Origin of the sequence: Thioclava sp. DLFJ4-1, assembly GCF_002020145.1 — a bacterium.
GTDB classification, from domain to species: Bacteria; Pseudomonadota; Alphaproteobacteria; order Rhodobacterales; family Rhodobacteraceae; genus Thioclava; species Thioclava sediminum.
Genome location: NZ_MPZT01000002.1, coordinates 454,319 through 470,507 on the forward strand (window position 1 = coordinate 454,319; position 16,189 = coordinate 470,507).

General features: G+C 60.7%; 17 protein-coding genes. 8 read left to right on the top strand and 9 right to left on the bottom strand.

The features are described from left to right. Positions 1–7: 7 nt before the first annotated feature. Positions 8–2,122 carry an AIPR family protein gene (locus BMI85_RS07280; protein WP_078600507.1) on the bottom strand — a complete coding sequence of 705 codons (2,115 nt, stop codon included), beginning with the start codon at positions 2,120–2,122 and terminating at the stop codon, positions 8–10. After that, entirely contained in the window at positions 2,115–2,471 is a 357-nt protein-coding gene (locus tag BMI85_RS21100) for a hypothetical protein (RefSeq protein WP_143595023.1), read from the bottom strand. The genes BMI85_RS07280 and BMI85_RS21100 overlap by 8 nt, the downstream gene beginning before the upstream one ends. Between BMI85_RS21100 and BMI85_RS07285 the strand changes: the two genes are divergently transcribed. Further along, positions 2,470–3,090 carry a DNA-binding protein gene (locus BMI85_RS07285; protein ID WP_078600509.1) on the top strand — a complete coding sequence of 207 codons (621 nt, stop codon included), beginning with the start codon at positions 2,470–2,472 and terminating at the stop codon, positions 3,088–3,090. The two genes, BMI85_RS21100 and BMI85_RS07285, sit on opposite strands and share 2 nt — an antisense overlap. A 24-nt stretch (positions 3,091–3,114) precedes the next feature. Here the strand turns inward: BMI85_RS07285 and BMI85_RS07290 are convergent, their stop codons facing one another. Then, positions 3,115–4,671: a hypothetical protein gene (locus BMI85_RS07290; RefSeq protein WP_078600511.1), complete on the bottom strand. Its 1,557-nt coding sequence runs from the start codon at positions 4,669–4,671 to the stop codon at positions 3,115–3,117. Between the two features lie 561 nt (positions 4,672–5,232). Here BMI85_RS07290 and BMI85_RS07295 point away from each other — a divergent pair. The 4 genes from BMI85_RS07295 (at position 5,233) to BMI85_RS07315 (ending at position 8,854) form a co-directional block, all read left to right on the top strand. Continuing rightward, complete coding sequence (locus BMI85_RS07295; RefSeq protein ID WP_078600513.1) at positions 5,233–5,721, top strand: hypothetical protein; 489 nt, start codon at positions 5,233–5,235, stop codon at positions 5,719–5,721. 100 nt (positions 5,722–5,821) lie between these two features. Continuing rightward, entirely contained in the window at positions 5,822–6,262 is a 441-nt protein-coding gene (locus tag BMI85_RS07300) for a hypothetical protein (RefSeq protein ID WP_078600515.1), read from the top strand. An 11-nt stretch (positions 6,263–6,273) separates the two neighbouring features. Next, complete coding sequence (locus BMI85_RS07305; RefSeq protein ID WP_210402325.1) at positions 6,274–6,705, top strand: hypothetical protein; 432 nt, start codon at positions 6,274–6,276, stop codon at positions 6,703–6,705. A gap of 478 nt (positions 6,706–7,183) precedes the next feature. Beyond that, positions 7,184–8,854 (top strand): recombinase family protein, encoded by a 1,671-nt coding sequence (locus BMI85_RS07315; RefSeq protein ID WP_078600521.1) that lies wholly within the window; start codon positions 7,184–7,186, stop codon positions 8,852–8,854. A gap of 244 nt (positions 8,855–9,098) precedes the next feature. Here the strand turns inward: BMI85_RS07315 and rplT are convergent, their stop codons facing one another. The 4 genes from rplT to pyk form a co-directional block, all read right to left on the bottom strand. Next, entirely contained in the window at positions 9,099–9,464 is a 366-nt protein-coding gene (rplT, locus tag BMI85_RS07320; RefSeq protein ID WP_078522551.1) for a 50S ribosomal protein L20, read from the bottom strand. 18 nt (positions 9,465–9,482) lie between these two features. Then, positions 9,483–9,683: a 50S ribosomal protein L35 gene (rpmI, locus tag BMI85_RS07325; RefSeq protein ID WP_078542184.1), complete on the bottom strand. Its 201-nt coding sequence runs from the start codon at positions 9,681–9,683 to the stop codon at positions 9,483–9,485. Between the two features lie 143 nt (positions 9,684–9,826). Then, positions 9,827–10,069 carry a hypothetical protein gene (locus BMI85_RS07330; RefSeq protein WP_246832507.1) on the bottom strand — a complete coding sequence of 81 codons (243 nt, stop codon included), beginning with the start codon at positions 10,067–10,069 and terminating at the stop codon, positions 9,827–9,829. 36 nt (positions 10,070–10,105) lie between these two features. Then, a complete protein-coding gene (pyk, locus tag BMI85_RS07335) occupies positions 10,106–11,551 on the bottom strand; it encodes a pyruvate kinase (RefSeq protein WP_078542186.1) in 1,446 nt (481 codons plus the stop codon). Between the two features lie 136 nt (positions 11,552–11,687). On the opposite strand from pyk, the gene BMI85_RS07340 reads away from it, so the two are divergent. The 3 genes from BMI85_RS07340 to BMI85_RS07350 all read left to right on the top strand — a co-directional run bounded on the left by BMI85_RS07340 (position 11,688) and on the right by BMI85_RS07350 (position 14,230). Next, positions 11,688–12,434, top strand: a complete 747-nt coding sequence (locus BMI85_RS07340) for an N-formylglutamate amidohydrolase (RefSeq protein ID WP_078600523.1) — start codon at positions 11,688–11,690, stop codon at positions 12,432–12,434. Between the two features lie 132 nt (positions 12,435–12,566). Then, a complete protein-coding gene (locus tag BMI85_RS07345; RefSeq protein WP_078600525.1) occupies positions 12,567–13,505 on the top strand; it encodes a calcium-binding protein in 939 nt (312 codons plus the stop codon). 215 nt (positions 13,506–13,720) lie between these two features. Then, positions 13,721–14,230, top strand: a complete 510-nt coding sequence (locus BMI85_RS07350; protein ID WP_078600527.1) for a hypothetical protein — start codon at positions 13,721–13,723, stop codon at positions 14,228–14,230. 91 nt (positions 14,231–14,321) lie between these two features. Here BMI85_RS07350 and BMI85_RS07355 read toward each other — a convergent pair whose 3' ends face one another. Both BMI85_RS07355 and dgcA read right to left on the bottom strand, forming a co-directional pair. Continuing rightward, positions 14,322–15,182: a D-amino-acid transaminase gene (locus BMI85_RS07355; RefSeq protein ID WP_078522545.1), complete on the bottom strand. Its 861-nt coding sequence runs from the start codon at positions 15,180–15,182 to the stop codon at positions 14,322–14,324. 19 nt (positions 15,183–15,201) lie between these two features. Next, positions 15,202–16,164 (bottom strand): N-acetyl-D-Glu racemase DgcA, encoded by a 963-nt coding sequence (dgcA, locus tag BMI85_RS07360; RefSeq protein WP_078600529.1) that lies wholly within the window; start codon positions 16,162–16,164, stop codon positions 15,202–15,204. Positions 16,165–16,189: the final 25 nt, after the last annotated feature.

The window sequence follows — 16,189 nt, forward strand, 5'->3', positions numbered from 1 at the left end:
GCCGCCCCTAATGCTGTCGTGACAAGGAGGATATCCGGATCCTCGGAGATTCATACTCATCCACGTAGCCTTCCTCTCGAGCCCGCTCCAAAAGGTCGAGTGCGATGACCGATTGTTTTTCCGACGGCAGCTTGGACGGGAACAGGCCACAAGCCTTCAGAATGCCATCCTCTTTTGGACTGAATATCCTCTTTCCCCCGCCCCATTCCCTAAGCCGATTCCAGAATTCACCTCCGGCCTCAATCACCGAAGTCTGGGCCTCGATGCCAGAAATTACAGCTTCTTCGCGACGACCATCTCTCTGAACGGCGCGCGCCTGCTCTGGCTCAACGAGGCAATTCATAAACTCAGGCCCATAGTCGATTTCAGCCCGCTGCAAGGTCGCCCAACACGCCTGTTTCTTTCCCCATTCCGTTATATTGTTCACGCCCGCTTCGGGGTGGGTGATTACTTCCACTGCCGCTTCGGCCGCGATCAATAATGCGTCACCTAGATCCCGAGATACCGATTGGCGCCGCCATACGGCATCAAGATCAATAACATGATCCCTTTCATCTGCGTCCGAGACCAATTTGGAGATAGAATAAGTAACAATGTTTGCGCGATATCCACCGGGATACCACGGCTGTTTCGGAATTGTCTTTTCGAGATACCGGAAGATTATCAGCTTTGAGACCAGGCGCCGATACCATGTCTCATCGAACTTCTTGTCACTCCGGTTCCATTCCGCCCCGATCATCTGGGCAAACTCGCCGAAGTTTTTCTGCGCGCCCTTGCTGACCGTATCAGGCCGCATGCGGAAACTCATCTCGACCTTCGCAAGGTCGGTTTTGACGAAGTATTGCGGTTTCGGGTTTTCGAGATCAAAACGCCGACGTTCAGCTTGGGATTTCTTGGCGCGTTCGACAAGGTACTGGCCCCTTGCGCGCTCGTAGAACCATTTTGTCTCGCGGTTTGTACCTTCGGCGGCCGGAGCCAAAACTCGTCTCGAGTATTCTTCCATCCTCATATGGAAAGGGTGGTTCGAGAAGAAATCCGCCGCGCTGACCTTGTTCTGACTGTTGGCGTATTTTGAGATGAACGGAACGATCTCTTCAGAAGCATCCGACGGAACAACTGTCAACTTCATCTGTACGTGGACTTGTTCGAGCGTTTGTGGCGAGGTTTTCCGAGCCGCGTGGAGAGAAGCTGTGGTTTGGCCACCATTTACTACCTGCAGGTTCGTCGCGGACACGATCCTTAGACCGTCCGATGTCTTCTCTACCTCGACACTGTCGGCCGTTGCCGACAGCCCGTTATTATAGCTGAAGAACATTGCCGGTTCATCCTTGATGGTGTCTCGAATACCCCGGTTCACAGCACCGCGCGCCTGAAGGAAGCTTCGAACGTTCGACTCCAAAAGCCGCGCCCCCCATTTGTCATAAATTTCAGCCAATTGATGGCCGCTAATTACAACAAGATAACTGTCAAGGTGTTCCCCGCTGCTCGAAGCAGCCAGTGCCGGGATGCTTGCGCCGAAATCGTCCCTGAAATTGACAATAATCTTTTCCCGAGCGTGCCCCGACGTCTCGTAACGATGGAAGCGTGTAAGATCCCAGACGTTGTAGGTGACTGGAATGCCATCAATCTTGCCTGCCAGGACCGCGTCTGTCCTGGCACTATAGGTCGCGTTCGTCATGAGAATGAGTTTGATCTTCGTGATAGATGACCATGCCGATGTAATAACTGAGGCGGCACCTGCTTCTGCGCTCCCTTCGATCAGGTCCTCCCGGAAGGCTGCTCGACGCGCGGCAGCGACAAAGTTGATAAGGTGGCCGAAGGCCTTCTTGGCATCGCTTGCATTGATCTTGTGCGCCGCGTCTCCATCGTAAAAATCGCTGACGATGACGCTAAGGATGCCCTCAGACTCACGGGGGTCTCCGCCAATCCCGTCGAGCCTTACGGTCTTACCCTGACTGCTGGCGAGAAACGTAACACGGTCAGCGGTCGCAATTTCACCTTCTGCTTCCAAGAGGTTCGCCATCCGCTCGAAAAAGGCGTCAGCCTGAGAAATGCCGCTTGCTGATGCTTCTGCGGCGACTTCCTCAATCAATGAATTATTGAATTCGACCAGTTCATCCAATTCGTTTCATCTCCCAATAACCGTCGAAGTTCGGCGCACCGGTTTCATTGCGCACCGGATACAAGTGTCCATACCCAAGTTCTTGCAGCCTCACTAAAATATCGTCGGCCTCAAATTTGAGAAGGTCAAGCGCCTGATCCAACATCAACCAAGAAGGCGACCACCTCCCCACATAGCCTTGGAAACACCGATCTGCGCAAATCGAGTTAGACGATTTTCCGGGGTCGGGTCTAACCACAAAAAGAATCCTTCGTGCTTTTCCGCCGAGGCCAATTTTTGCTTTCGCGTCGGGCCGGGAACGCTCGGTAACGGCGTTACCACTGTTACCTGTTACCAGGAGATGAAGCATGAAGACTGTCGCCCCCGCCGACCTGAAGCCCGATTTCGAGATCGACGTCGAACGCGCTGTTCGGCATTACATGTCCGCGCATGATGGGCATTTCCCAAGCCGCCGTAATTTGCTCGCAACTCTCGGTGGATCGCTTCGCGACCTCAACCCGGTCGCAAAGCGAGTGATCGAACGCATTCGAGAAGAACAGACCGCTTTTGCGGCGCTCCCCGAAATGCCGGATGCAGTTCGGGAAGTGAACGATCGCCTGGCACATGCTGTCTGGAAAGCCGCATGTGAAATCGCGAACAACGACATCGAGGCACTCCGCACACTGCAATGTAAACGCGAAGCGAGCCAACGCGCGGAACTCGCAGATCTTGAAGACGTAATCGACGACCTTGAGGAAGCCCGTGATATCGAGCACCATCGTGCAGACGCCGCCGAGAAGCAAATTCGCGTCCTCGAGTGTAAGCTCGAGAAGGCAGATCGCGAGATCTCCGCGCTCAACGGCCGCCTCGCCGAACGTGCCGGATTGCTCGAAAGCCTGCGTGCAGAGATCGCGCAGCCGGTCGCGGCGCGAGGCTCAAAGCGCGAGAACAATCCTGGTTCTGACCGCCACGACGCTCCCGAAGCTTGATGATCTCGACGGCCGGTGCGGCACTCACCGCTCATCGCCGCCCCGGCCCTTGTCGTCCCGCTTTCTTCGCTCGTTTCGTGTCTTTGCGCGCGCGACGGTCATGAGCAGTTTTCTGAGTTTGCCGTGTTCGTTTTCACGGCTCGCTGGCGGCACGAAACGCGCGATCAGTTGCGCCGCAAATTCGGTCACGCGGGCCACGGCGTCGAGGCCATCAGCGAGCTCACGGCGCTCGCACTCGACGGAGGCCTCGGCCTCGTCCCGGGCGGTCGTTCTCAGACTCGTCAGCGCTGCGCCGAACACCTCTGCCACGCGCACCGCCGCGTGCGGTGCGCGTCTCATACGCGCCAGTTTCGTACGAACGTTTTCGTTCGCCCGCACTGGCGTGGCCTTCAGTAATTCAGGCACCTGCTCTGGTGAAGTTTCGGCTTGCCCGAGTAGCTCCACCGTCGCGAGAACGGCATCCGCAGATCGATATTTTCGATTCGCCATCTTCTCTTTCTCCGCTATCTCTTTTTTCTGAGCGACGAAATCTTCGCGCGCTTCCCGCAGCCTCTCTTCCTGAGCATCGAGTTCGCGCGCGCGCGCCGCATTCGCTTCCGCCTGATACGCGTTTTCCCGGCGCAAAGTTTCGTCGCGCTCCTTCTCTTCGTTGACCGCGGCGCGCGCCTCTGCAATCTCCGCGAGATGTTCGTTGCCGAGCTCGAAAAGGTCATCAGCGGCACGCTTGAGGCCTTCCGCCGCTTTTCGTGTTTTCCGGGCTTCCACAGCCCGACTCTCATCCATTGCGTTCTGTTCACGGCTGGCCATACGAAGACGGTATTCCGCACGGGACAAACGCTCGCGCTGGGGACCGAACCTCAGCAATCCTGCATGACGCGAGACCGCCTCATAGAGATCGTCCTGCCACTCTCTCATCGCTTCTTTGTAGAGCTTGTCGCCCGCTTCTTTCGATAACGACCGCTCGCGCCCGCAGGCTCGCAGATGCCGTCTGCTGTCTTCAAAAGCCGCGCGTCCCGGATGCAAATCAATGACCGATCCTCGCTCGCGATCGAGCGCGAAGAGATGAATGTGCATCTGCGCTTCATCAGTGTGAATAACAGCGAGCGCAAACTCCCCACCCGCAGCTTCGATCCGATCCTTCTCGAATGCGACGAACGCGTCGAAGACGGCGCGGCACTCGCTCATCAAAGCCGGATCAGCGCGCGCTTCCGCGCTCGTGATCGGAAGCGAGAACACACTCGAATAAAGCGTGTGCGCATCTTTCCGGAGCTTGCGCTTGCGCGTCGTCTTCGAGCCGGTTTTCGGATCCGTATACGGAAAGCTTTGAATGACATTCGTGGCTTGCTCATGTGCAGCGCGAAGCTCGTCGAAAGACCCACACGATCCCGGAATGATCTGCGGTGTCCAGTCCGGGCGGAGCACATGATCACAACTACCCTCCGCACGCTCGGCTTCATCGAGAACCTGCTGCGCACGCCATGCGCGCTGACCATTTTTGCGCGCGCGGCCGACCTTACCACCCGACTTAGTCGCTCCCTGTTGCGACCACGTTTCGACATGCCCGAATTGATGGCCCCGCATCCAATTTGCCTCGCGTCCGGTTTGATGGATGCGGGAGAACTAAGGACAACTGAGAACGATCAAAAAATGCGCGCGCCGCCGCGTGCTTCAGGCGCTGTGACAACAGGCCATAGGGACCGACTATACGTATTCGCGGCTCCGCTTCGAAAACGTGTCGGCCAAAGTGGGGCGTAGCCCCCCTCTGGACACCCCCCGGCGCCGCTTCGCGGCGCATGGGGGAAGCTCCACATCCCCCGTACCCCCTGGCGCTTTCAGCGAGACGATGGAGAAGCCGCGCATCCCCCTTCGAACCCCCAGCCCAAGGGCCGCTCGCCGCTCTTCCTGGACCTTCCGGCGCCTCCGGCGGGTCGAGAGGAGGGCCTCTCGACGCTCTCCCTAATGCGCATCCGGATCGCTTGACTGGTTAGGCGATCGATCGCGGTCGCGAAGAAAGCATCGAAGCATGTCTTGCTTGCGTGCTGCGTCTTTGACGCACGCAATCAAGCCACGCTCCGACGCCGCGTATCGGTAAAGTGGCAAGGTGTTGTGCGTCGTTTTCTCTACTCAAAAAACGAGGCTCTCATGCTCCACGACCGATACCTCCGACTACTTCCGGGCGGCGAACTCAGACCGGGCGATATCTTCCTGATGCGCTTTCCTTACGGCTCCGACCGTAAACGTGATGGCGAGTTCGATATCCCGCCAGGCACGCGTCCGTGCTTGCTGCTCTCTCGCGGTCTCATCGGCGATACTCCCATGAACATTGTCGCTCCACGCGTGAGCCCCGAAGGCCGGCTCCTGCGGGAAGATGACATCGTCATCGCCGATGACGATCAAGCCGCCGCTTGCGGACTCTATCGTCCGACGATGTTTCGCGCATCGCATCGGCTCTTCATCGCAACCGGGTCCGACTTGTTCGAGCGCAATGCTCGCATCGGGCGCCTCGGCCCGGCGCAGCGCGAACAATTCGAGGCGGTCGAGAAGCTGCTCGCAACCGCACCGCGCGAGGTTCGCTCCCGGCTGAGGCCGCGGGTCGCGATCTACCGCCCGAAACCACTCATCCAACCGTAACGCGCGCCGCCGATCGGGGCTGCAGCGTCCGTCCGCCTGCCTGTCGAGGCGGACGGATCTTGCAGCCCTGCCTGTCCCCAATTTCTTCGAAAGGTAATACATGACTCACGATAAACACCCGTCTGAACTCACCCCCGAAGAGCTTCGCAAAGAACGCGTTGTGCTCGCAAACGTCGTTCACGGAGCGACCGCGAAGCCGTCGCCGAAAGATCTCGAGAATGCGCCGCTTCTCGACGACTGGTTGCTTTTCACCGGCTTCGAAGACATCTCGCTGATCGGACGATTGACGGAAGCAAACGGCCGCACCCGAACGCTGATCACACGGGCTCTCATCGCGCTCGATGAAGAGCTCGACTGGGCATTTCTCGAAGACGGATACATGCGGCTCGGACCGCGGTTTTCCGTCGAAGAGGCCCCGCCGCATCTCGCGATGCGCGCCGTCGCGACCGATCTGAGAGGGATCCGCACGCAACTCGATGGACAGGCATTCTGGGCGCAAAAAGCGCTCGATGCGCTTGGAGAGATGCACTGCGATGCCTGATTTCCTGATGGTTGGAAGTGATCCTGACGGGATCGGCTGAACCGCAATCGCTGCGGCCCCTCGATGAGGGCCGCAGCGCCCGCAGTTCAGCTTTGGAAGGATGTCCGATGTTTCAACAACCGAACCGGATCGACAATGAGAAAGCGATGGCACGCGTGGCAATCGACGCTCTCCATGCGCTGCCGGCTGACGCTCTTCGGGGCGCAGAGCGCGATTGCGATTTTTGCGAGCGACTTGTGATCAACGGCGAGGTGATCGGAGAGGATTTCCGGGCGGCAGGCGCGGCGATCCTGCGTCATCTCGCGCGGATCGAGTCCGAGGAAAGATTTGCGCGCGAACTCGACAACGCGATGCGTCAACTTCGGGACGTAATCAATAGCTCTTATCGCGTTTCTGTGGATCTCGGCGCCGCATGCGCGACCAGTATCGAGCGAGCAGCATAATCAAAGTATGACGCCGAGCGGCGTCTACTCAATGGCGGTGTGAACCCGCCCGGGCGCGCCACAGAAACCTTTCCGCACTTGCTCCACAAACCAAACGGAACCAGCGCGCCCGACTTTCCCTCAATACCAGCCAATCTGAAGCGGAGGCTGGAAGATGATTTCATATGAAATCTGAAAGCCTAATAAAAACAAGGGACTCACAATTTTCTTCGACTTTGATGGAGTCGCTCCAACTGGTCGAACGAATATTGAATCCAGAATAAATTTTCTGGAGCGAAAAATGTCCTTTCACCCCCGCGATTTCACCACCCGCTTCGCAGCAAACGACAACGGTGACACCCCCGCATCAGTTGATCTCTCGCAGATCATATCGGCGGAGCTATTCGTCCGCTTCCTCGCACGCGTCGAAGCGCATCGTCTGCACGCGGCAAATGAGAATACAGTTCCGGGTCCGGGCCAAATTCAGGAGTAAACGACGATGACTAAACGGGTCGCAGTCTATGCACGCTACAGCTCGAAACTTCAAAAACCGACCTCGATCGACGATCAGTTCGACATGGCAGAGCGGTTTGCGCAGGCACAGGGTTGGACCGTGACACAGCGCTTCTCCGACTCCGAAATTTCGGGGCGCCTCGGTCAGCGACCGGGCCTTCTTGAGCTGCACGAAGCAATCCGGCGTGGCGCAGTTGATGTTGTCCTCGTCGAAGCCATTGATCGACTGACGAGAAACGTGACGCACGCGCTCCAGGTCTTCGATTTGATGAGCTTCGCGAATGTCGAACTGCTCTCGCTTGCAGAAGGCCCCCAGAACTTCATGTCGGTCATGCTGACGGCTTGGGGGGCGCGCGAATATTCGAACAACGTAAGCATCCATACGAAACGCGGCATGCAAGCGGCGCTCAAGCGCGGGACGTTCCATATGCGCCCTTACGGCTATCGCAAATGCGAGGGGGCTGGTGGCCAAAATCGAGAGGTCGATCCGGAGCAGGCAGCTGTTGTGCGCCGGATATTCCACGCCTTCGCAGACGGACACTCGGCGCTTGCTATCGCGCGAAGACTGAATGCCGAGGGCGTTCCTGCGCCGCGTGGCGGCACCTGGGAGCCCCGGACGATCCGCGGCAATCTCTCGAGACAGGAGGGTATCCTCCACAATCCGATCTACACCGGACGTGTGCTAATGTTCCGCACGACGAAGCGTATACATCCCGAAACAGAAGCCCGCATCACCGAAGCAACGCCCGATCGGGTCGAAGAGATTGAGATTCCAACTCTCAGGATTATCCCCGATGATCTCTGGGAAACGGTTCAGGCGCGCGCCGCGAAGACTCGGCGTAAAGTCACCGCTCGCGACAACCCCGAGGACGCAAGAAGGAAGAAATACCTTCTGAGCGGGCTACTCAAATGCGGCTGCTGTGGCCGGAGTTTCGTCATGCGTTCCCGGGACCATTACGGCTGCGCCGAGAACATCAAAGGGGCGTGCCCGAACCGCTCTTACATCAAGCGCGAAGAGATCGAAGCGCGGGTCTTCGCGGCGCTCCGCGCGCCGCTCGCCTCGGAAAGCCTTTCAAAGACGTTCGATGCCGCACTGAGGCAAGAGATCAAGGAGCTTCGCAAGAACCCGCCAGATGCGCAGCTACCCGCTAAACGCGCGGCACTGGCGCGAACAGAGAGGAAGCTGCGCACGCTTGTGAAGTCCCTCGAAGACGGTGCGCCTTTTGCTCAGATTAAGGGGCGCATGAATGAACTGGAGGCACAGCAGCTGACGTTGACTGAAGAGATATCGCGTCTGAGTGCTGCAGCGCCAAGTGCGCCCCTCTTCGAGAGCGCACCTCGCGCCCTTGAGCAGGTTCTCTGTGGCCTCGAAGAGATACTTGGTGATCCAGACTGGGTGCATCTCGCAAACGAGCACCTATCAGCGCTCATAGCGAAGGTGATGCTGCTACCCGACCCGAATAGCGAAGGTCATTTGAACGCCGAGATCGAAATCGATCTCGGCGATTTGCTTTCCGCCGCGGCCCAGCCGAGAGTGCTCGCCGATGTATTCCGTGACAAACGACAAATAACGGTCAAACTGAGGGCGCTGCCCCCTCTGGCTTCGCCATTCACCCCCGGGATATTTCCCTCGAGAAGAAGCGCAACAGATCCTTAACCAGAATCGGATTGTCTCGGAGACGCGGTACAGGCGGGGACGCCGATGACCGCTCGAGGAGAAGCGCCCGGCCACCTGCCCGACGATGGGCCCGAGCCGGGCGTTTTTTCTTCCTCTTGGTGGAAATATCCCGGGGGGCTCCGAAGGAGTGGGGGCAGAGCCCCCTCCCCGGCCAGCCTCCCACGCGAAACGAAAAAGGCCGCCCCAAACGGAGCGGCCCTTCCCGAATTCTGTCGTAAGCCGATTACGCGGCGGCGGCGGCTTTCGCCTGCTCGACGATCGCGCCGAAGGCTTCGGGCTCGTGCACGGCGAGATCGGCGAGAACCTTGCGGTCCACTTCGATGCCAGCCTGGTTGAGGCCGAAGATGAACTTCGAGTAGCTCAGATCGGCATCGACGGCGCGCACGGCGGCGTTGATACGCTGGATCCAGAGTGCGCGGAAATTACGCTTACGGGCTTTACGGTCGCGGGTCGCGTATTGGTTCGCCTTGTCGACCGCCTGGGTCGCAGTGCGGAAGTTGCGCGAGCGCGAGGAATAATACCCTTTCGCCTTCTTGAGCACTTTCTTGTGCGCGGCGTGGGTGACCTTACCGGATTTGACGCGTGCCATTGTTCAAGTCTCCCGAGTTCAGCGGTTGTAGGGCATGTATTTCTTGACGATCTTCGTATCCGCCTCGCAGAGCACCATGGTGCCCGAGGTTTCGCGGATGAATTTCGTCGAGCGTTTGATCATGCCGTGACGCTTGCCGGCCGGACCGACCTTGACCTTGCCGGTCGCGGTGAACTTGAACCGCTTCTTGGCAGCGGATTTCGTCTTCATCTTGGGCATTTACAGCTCCTTTGCAGGGTGTGGAAGCGCGACTCGGCATGCCACTTAGGCCGGCCGCGCGGGTTCAGAGTGGGCCTGTTAGACGCCGCAGGTCCGTTTGGCAAGGGAAAAATCCGGAACTGCCCCACCCCCGGATGGCGACGCTAGTAATTGACCAAGCGAGCCAACACGCGCGCCACCGCGTCTGGCACCGTCTTGAGCGTGTAGCCCCCCGGCCGGGCATAGAAAGCCAGCAGGATCAACGCCCCCGCCACCAGGATCCCGACCGTCGCCGCCCGCGGCGGGCGGCTGTCGGAGAAGGCGGAGATCGCAGCCGGGATCGCGATGATCGCGATCGCCAGCCCGATCGTCAGCAGGAGATCGGCATCTATCGAAGAAAGATCCATCGCCTGCGCCCTTGTCACCAACCCTCTCGGGAAAGGTTACTCAGGGTCAGTGCGGTAAATCAATCGCTCATCACAGGGCGCGACGCGCAGGATGTTCGTGGTGCCCTGCACGTTGAACGGCACGCCTGCGGTGACGACGATCTGCTGCGTCTCGTCGGCAAAGCCGAAATCGCGCGCCGCGCGGGCGGCGTTGACGACGGCCTGCTTGAACCGCTCCAGCTCGCCGCACGGAACCGCATGCACGCCCCAGGTCAGCGAGACCCGGCGCAGCGTCGCCTCGATCGGCGAAAGCGCGATGATCGGCACCCGCGGACGCTCCCGCGCGATGAGCGCGATCGTCTTGCCCGATTGCGTATAGGCGCAGATCGCCGCGATATCGGTCGTCTCGGCGATCTCGCGCGCGGCGGCCACGATCCCGTCGGCGACGGTCTGACGGGCCGCATGGCGCGAGGCTTCGATCACCTCGCGATAGGTCGGATCCTTCTCGACCGAGATCGCGACGTTGTTCATCGTCTCGACCGCTTCGACCGGGTAGTTGCCAGCCGCGGATTCCGCGGAGAGCATGACCGCATCGGCGCCCTCGTAGATCGCGGTCGCGACGTCGGAGACCTCTGCACGGGTCGGCATCGGGCTTTCGATCATCGATTCCAGCATCTGCGTCGCCACGATCACGGGCTTCGCCCAGGTGCGGCATTTGCGGATCAGCTGCTTCTGGATCGGCGGGACGGCCTGAACAGGCAGCTCCACGCCCAGATCGCCACGGGCGACCATGATCCCGTCCGAAGCCTGAAGAATCTCGTCGAAGCTGCGCACCGCCGAGGGTTTCTCGATCTTCGACAGGATCGCCGCGCGGCCCTTGGCCAGATCGCGCGCCTCTTCCACGTCTTCGGGACGCTGCACGAAGCTCAGCGCGAGCCAGTCGACACCCATCTCGCAGGCGAATTCCAGATCCTTGCGGTCCTTCTCCGACAGCGCGGCCAGCGGCAGCACCACGTCCGGGACGTTCACGCCCTTGCGGTCCGAGATCGTGCCACCCACGGTGACGGTGCAATTCGCGAAATCGTCGCCGCAGTCATCGACCACCAGACGGATCTTGCCGTCATTGACCAGCAGCTCCGAGCCCGGCTCGAGCGCCTGGAAGATCTCGGGATGCGGCAGGCACACACGATGCGTGGCGCCGGGCGTCTCGTCGAGATCGAAGCGGAACTTGTCGCCATCTTCCAGCTCCGCCCCATGCGCGGCGAAAGTCCCGACGCGCAGTTTCGGGCCCTGAAGATCCGCGAGGATCGCGATCGGGCGACCGAATTCGGCTTCGAGTTGGCGAATGATGGCGTGCCGAGCGCGATGCTCTTCGTGGCTGCCATGGCTCATGTTCAGGCGGAACACGTCCGCGCCTGCGACGAACAGAGCTTTGATGCTGTCATAGTCCGAGGAAGAAGGGCCCAGCGTAGCCACGATCTTCACGTTGCGAAGGCGTCTCATGCGTCCTCGTTTTCCGTTCAAATTGATGTCATTTCGTGGGCCAAGTAAGCGTATGGCGCAATTTGTCGCGGGCCGCAACTGGCGTGGCGCAATCTTTCCCGTTATCTGAGCCATATCGAGCAAGCGTGAAGAGACTATGAACGAAAAACAGCCCCTTTCGATCACTGGAGAGGCACGGCCCGGACGCTGGCTGGTCACGTGCGATCATGCGCGCAACACCGTGCCCGATTGGGTGGGTGATGGCGATCTGGGCATCGACGCCGAGGATATGGCGCGCCACATCGCCTATGACGTGGGCGCGCTGGGGCTGTCCGAGGCACTGGCGGAGCGGCTCGACTCGCCGATGATCGCGAGCGATTTCTCGCGCCTCGTGATCGACCCGAACCGGGGCGAAGACGATCCGACGCTGGTGATGAAGCTTTATGATGGCACGATCATCCCCGCGAACCGCCATGCCGACGCGGCAGAGGTCGAGCGGCGGCTGGACCGGCTCTATCGCCCTTATCATGCGGAATATGCCCGGCTCGCGGCGCGGCGCGACGACACGGTGATCTGCGCGGTTCACTCCTTTACACCGCGCCTACGCGGGCGACCGCCCCGGCCGTGGGATGTCGGCATCCTGCACGCTCCCGCCGATCCGCGCCTCGCCTATGAGATGATCGCGGCGCTCGAGGCTGAGGGCGATCTCTGCGTCGGCGACAACCAACCCTATCTGGGCCATCTGGAAGGCGACTCGATCGACCGCCACGCGCTGGCGCATCGCCGCCCGAACGTGCTGATCGAACTGCGCAACGATCTGATCGCGACACCCGAGCAGCAAGCGGCATGGGCCGACCGCCTCGCACCGATTCTGACGCGGGTTCTGGAGCAGAGCGGCCTCTGATTGGCGACAGTAATCGCGCGGCGCGAGGGATTGTTTCCAAACGACGTTACTCCTGCCACATTTTGATCACATTCTATTGACGCTTTCGTGAGTGTCGCGGATATTTTCCTTGATTTCAGGGGGATACCACCGATGCTCGCGACTCTTCTTCTCGCCTTCCTGCCGATGGCGCTCCTTGTCGGGGCCAGCCTCGACGGTGGCAGTGACCATAAAGATGACCATGAGGACGAGGAGGCCGCTCGTCCTGATGAAGAAGGCACTGGTGCAGGCGAGGAGATCGACATCTCCGAGCCCGATCAGCTGACCGAAGGCACGTCGGGCGACGACACGATCCGTGGCACCGATGGGACCGACACGGTGATGGGGCTCGCAGGCAACGACGACATCTATCTCGGCGATGGCAATGACGGCGGCGACCTCTCCCCCGAGGACCAGCAGGCGATGGATCAGGCGACGAGCCTCGGCGAATTCCTCGATCTTTATGAGGCCTCAGGCGTCTTCGGCGCGGTCGGCGGCTCGGGCGACGACTATATAGACGCGGGCGCGGGCAACGACTCGATCACCGGAAGCCAGGGCGATGACACGCTGCGCGGCAATCTCGGCGCGGATTACCTGTTCGATGCCGAAGGGTCGAACGCCCTCTATGGCGGCTATGGCGACGACGAGCTCCATGCCAGCGATCTGGACGGCGCGCCCGACCTGCTCGATGGCGGCGCGAATAACGACGACCTCCACGGCGATGACGGCGACACGATGACCGGCGGCACCGGGTCGGACTGGTTCGGGGTCAACTGGAACGAGGGCGATGCGCCGGTAACCGTGACCGATTTCGGACAGCTCGGCCCGAACCCGGACCCGAACGCGTCCGGCGAATATCTCGGCATCGAGGTGGACGACCTCGACAACCTGTCCGATTTCACCGTCTCGCAAAGCGGCAGCGACTCCATCGTGTCGATCAATGGCCAGCAGGTCGCGACGCTCAAGGATGTCGAATATGCCGCGCTCAAGGCGGCGGGCGGCGCGATCTATGCCACCGACGGACTCAACTATGGTCAGCCAGTCTACGCCTGACCCGTTCTCGAATCGTGCCGAGAGGCCGCCGATCGCGCGGCCTCCTTCCGTTTCGGTAAAGCCCCAAAAACGCGACCATATCCGATCGCGATACTAATCCTCGTCATTCTCTCTGATGGTTAACGACCCCTGAACAATGGGGCAGTTTCGGCCTCACAAAGCTTTTGCGCAGCCGACAAAATGTCGCGACGATCAAGGCAAGATCAGGAGAAACCATGCTCGCCTTGTTCATCGCCACCACCATCGCGTTATGCCTTCTCGGCTGGGCCGAGGGCTTGCCGCGCCAGCGCCAGGTTCGCGCCGCCGCCGACATCGGAGCGGCGGCCGCCACGATGACCGCTGCGCCCGCGCAGGTCTCTTCGCCGAAAGAGGCGCTCGGCGCTTCGGCCGAGGACGCGAACGACCTCGATGCCGCCGTGATGATGCGCATCGAAGCGCTGCTGGCGCATCCGAACCAACAGGCCGAGACCCGCGCACACACCCCGGCACCTGCACCCGCCGCAGGCCCCGAGCCGCTGCCCCGCATAAACGGGTTCGAACCGGGCGACGCCATCGCCCTCGATTTCACCGGCTCTGCGCCCCGCCGCGACGACATCACCTTCCGCACCTGCGCCGAAGGCACGCTCGTCGTGATTGAAGGTCAGGCCGAACTGGTCATCACAGGCATCGCGCCCGAGCAAATCGCGCCAGATGCCTTCCAATTCCGCGCTCATGCGGCGGCCTGAGAGACACCGCCCGCATGACAGGAAAAGACCCCGGTTGGGCTGGCCGGGGTCTTTTCTTTTTTAAATTTCGGATGTTGCGCCTCGGCGCGGATCAGATCGCGGCCTTGCGGCTCTCGTCGAGATAGATCTCGCGCAGACGCATAGCCACCGGGCCAACTGCGCCCTCGCCCACCGCCTCTCCGTCGATCTCCACCACCGGCATCACGAAAGCCGAGGCCGACGTGAAGAAGGCTTCATCCGCACCCTGCGCCTCTTCGATGGTGAAGGGACGCTCCTCGATCTCCATCTGGCTCTCGGCGGCATATTTCAGCAGCGAGGCGCGGGTGATCCCGTGCAGGATGTCGTGGCTCAGATGCCGCGTGATGATCTTGTTGCCCTTCACGATATAGACGTTGTTCGACGAGCCTTCCGTCACAAAGCCATCTTCCACGAACCACGCATCGTTCTTGCCCGCCTTCTCGGCCGCCATCTTGGCCATCGACGGATAGAGCAGCTGCACCGTCTTGATGTCGCGGCGATGCCAACGCAGGTCGGGCAGCGAGATCACCTTGATGCCTTGCTTCGCCTTCGGATCGTCGGCGAGGTTCGGCTTCGACTGGGTATACAGCACCACGGTCGGGGGCGTGCCCTCCGGCGGGTAGTGAAAATCTCGATCGCCCGCATTCCCGCGCGAGACCTGAAGGTAGATCATCCCTTCGTCGAGATCGTTACGCTTGACCAGTTCGCGGTGAATCTCGATCCATTCGTCTCGGGTCAGATCGCAGGTCATCTCCAGCTCCGCCAGCGAGCGACCGAGCCGGTTCATGTGCCCTTCGAATTCGAGGATCTTGCCGCCCAGAACGGAAGTCACCTCATAGACCGCATCGCCCATCACGAAACCACGGTCGAAGACGGAGACCTTGGCCTCTTCCTCGGGAATATACTCTCCGTTGAGATAGACGATCCGGCTCATATTCTTGCTCCTTGAAAACTCAGCCCCAGAGCTCCGGCTCCGGCGGCTCCACCACGCTGCCCTTGTAACGCAGCGGCACATCGCGGTCTTCGGCCAGAAGCAGCGGGCCGTCAAGATCGACGTAATCAGCCCCCTGCGCGACCAGCATCGCCGGCGCCATCGCAAGGCTCGATCCCACCATGCAGCCGACCATCACACCGAACCCCTCGGCGCGCGCGAGATCTCGCAGCCGCAGGGCCTCGGTCAGCCCGCCGGTCTTGTCCAGCTTGATGTTGATGACGTCGTATTTGCCGCGCAGATCGGTAAGCCCGTCGCGCGTATGGCAGCTCTCATCGGCGCAGATCGGCACCAGCCGCTGGATATCCGACAGCGCCTCGTCCCCTGCCGCAGGCAAGGGCTGCTCGACCAGCGCGACGCCCAGCTTCTTCAGCTCGGCCTGAATGTCGAGGAAGGTCTCGATCTCCCAGCCTTCATTCGCGTCGACGATGATCTTCGACTCCGGCGCGCCCTCGCGCACCGCGCGCAGACGCGGCATGTCTTCGGGCGTGCCGAGCTTGATCTTCAGAAGCGGCCGATGCGCATGCTCGGCGGCGGCCGCGCGCATCTTCTCCGGCTCGTCGAGCGACAGCGTATAGGCTGTGGTCTGACTCACCGGCTTGTCCAACCCGGCCAGTTCCCAGACCGGAACGCCCTTCTTCTTCGCTTCCCAATCCCACAAAGCACAATCGACCGCGTTGCGCGCAGCCCCGGCGGGCAGCGCCTCTTGCAGCTCCGCGCGGGAAATTCCTTGCGGCAGGCTTTCGATCTGCGCGGTAACGCTGTCGAGGCTTTCGCCGTACCGCGCATAGGGCACGCATTCGCCCCGCCCCGTCACGCCCTCGCGCTCCAGCGTCACGCTCAGCACATGCGCCTCGGTGCGCGAGCCGCGCGCGATGGTAAAGACCTGCGCCAGCTTGAACGTATCATGGCTCACCCGGATCATCCGCGCCCCCCTTCGACTTGGTGCA

What these genes read in the sequence shown, in the direction of transcription:
- BMI85_RS07285 (WP_078600509.1), top strand. Translation starts at nt 2,470, where the DNA reads ATGAAGACTGTCGCCCCCGCCGACCTGAAGCCCGATTTCGAGATCGAC.
- BMI85_RS21100 (WP_143595023.1), bottom strand. Translation starts at nt 2,471, where the DNA reads ATGCTTCATCTCCTGGTAACAGGTAACAGTGGTAACGCCGTTACCGAG.
- BMI85_RS07290 (WP_078600511.1), bottom strand. Translation starts at nt 4,671, where the DNA reads ATGCGGGGCCATCAATTCGGGCATGTCGAAACGTGGTCGCAACAGGGA.
- BMI85_RS07295 (WP_078600513.1), top strand. Translation starts at nt 5,233, where the DNA reads ATGCTCCACGACCGATACCTCCGACTACTTCCGGGCGGCGAACTCAGA.
- BMI85_RS07300 (WP_078600515.1), top strand. Translation starts at nt 5,822, where the DNA reads ATGACTCACGATAAACACCCGTCTGAACTCACCCCCGAAGAGCTTCGC.
- BMI85_RS07315 (WP_078600521.1), top strand. Translation starts at nt 7,184, where the DNA reads ATGACTAAACGGGTCGCAGTCTATGCACGCTACAGCTCGAAACTTCAA.
- rplT (WP_078522551.1), bottom strand. Translation starts at nt 9,464, where the DNA reads ATGGCACGCGTCAAATCCGGTAAGGTCACCCACGCCGCGCACAAGAAA.
- rpmI (WP_078542184.1), bottom strand. Translation starts at nt 9,683, where the DNA reads ATGCCCAAGATGAAGACGAAATCCGCTGCCAAGAAGCGGTTCAAGTTC.
- BMI85_RS07330 (WP_246832507.1), bottom strand. Translation starts at nt 10,069, where the DNA reads ATGGATCTTTCTTCGATAGATGCCGATCTCCTGCTGACGATCGGGCTG.
- pyk (WP_078542186.1), bottom strand. Translation starts at nt 11,551, where the DNA reads ATGAGACGCCTTCGCAACGTGAAGATCGTGGCTACGCTGGGCCCTTCT.
- BMI85_RS07340 (WP_078600523.1), top strand. Translation starts at nt 11,688, where the DNA reads ATGAACGAAAAACAGCCCCTTTCGATCACTGGAGAGGCACGGCCCGGA.
- BMI85_RS07345 (WP_078600525.1), top strand. Translation starts at nt 12,567, where the DNA reads ATGCTCGCGACTCTTCTTCTCGCCTTCCTGCCGATGGCGCTCCTTGTC.
- BMI85_RS07350 (WP_078600527.1), top strand. Translation starts at nt 13,721, where the DNA reads ATGCTCGCCTTGTTCATCGCCACCACCATCGCGTTATGCCTTCTCGGC.
- BMI85_RS07355 (WP_078522545.1), bottom strand. Translation starts at nt 15,182, where the DNA reads ATGAGCCGGATCGTCTATCTCAACGGAGAGTATATTCCCGAGGAAGAG.
- dgcA (WP_078600529.1), bottom strand. Translation starts at nt 16,164, where the DNA reads ATGATCCGGGTGAGCCATGATACGTTCAAGCTGGCGCAGGTCTTTACC.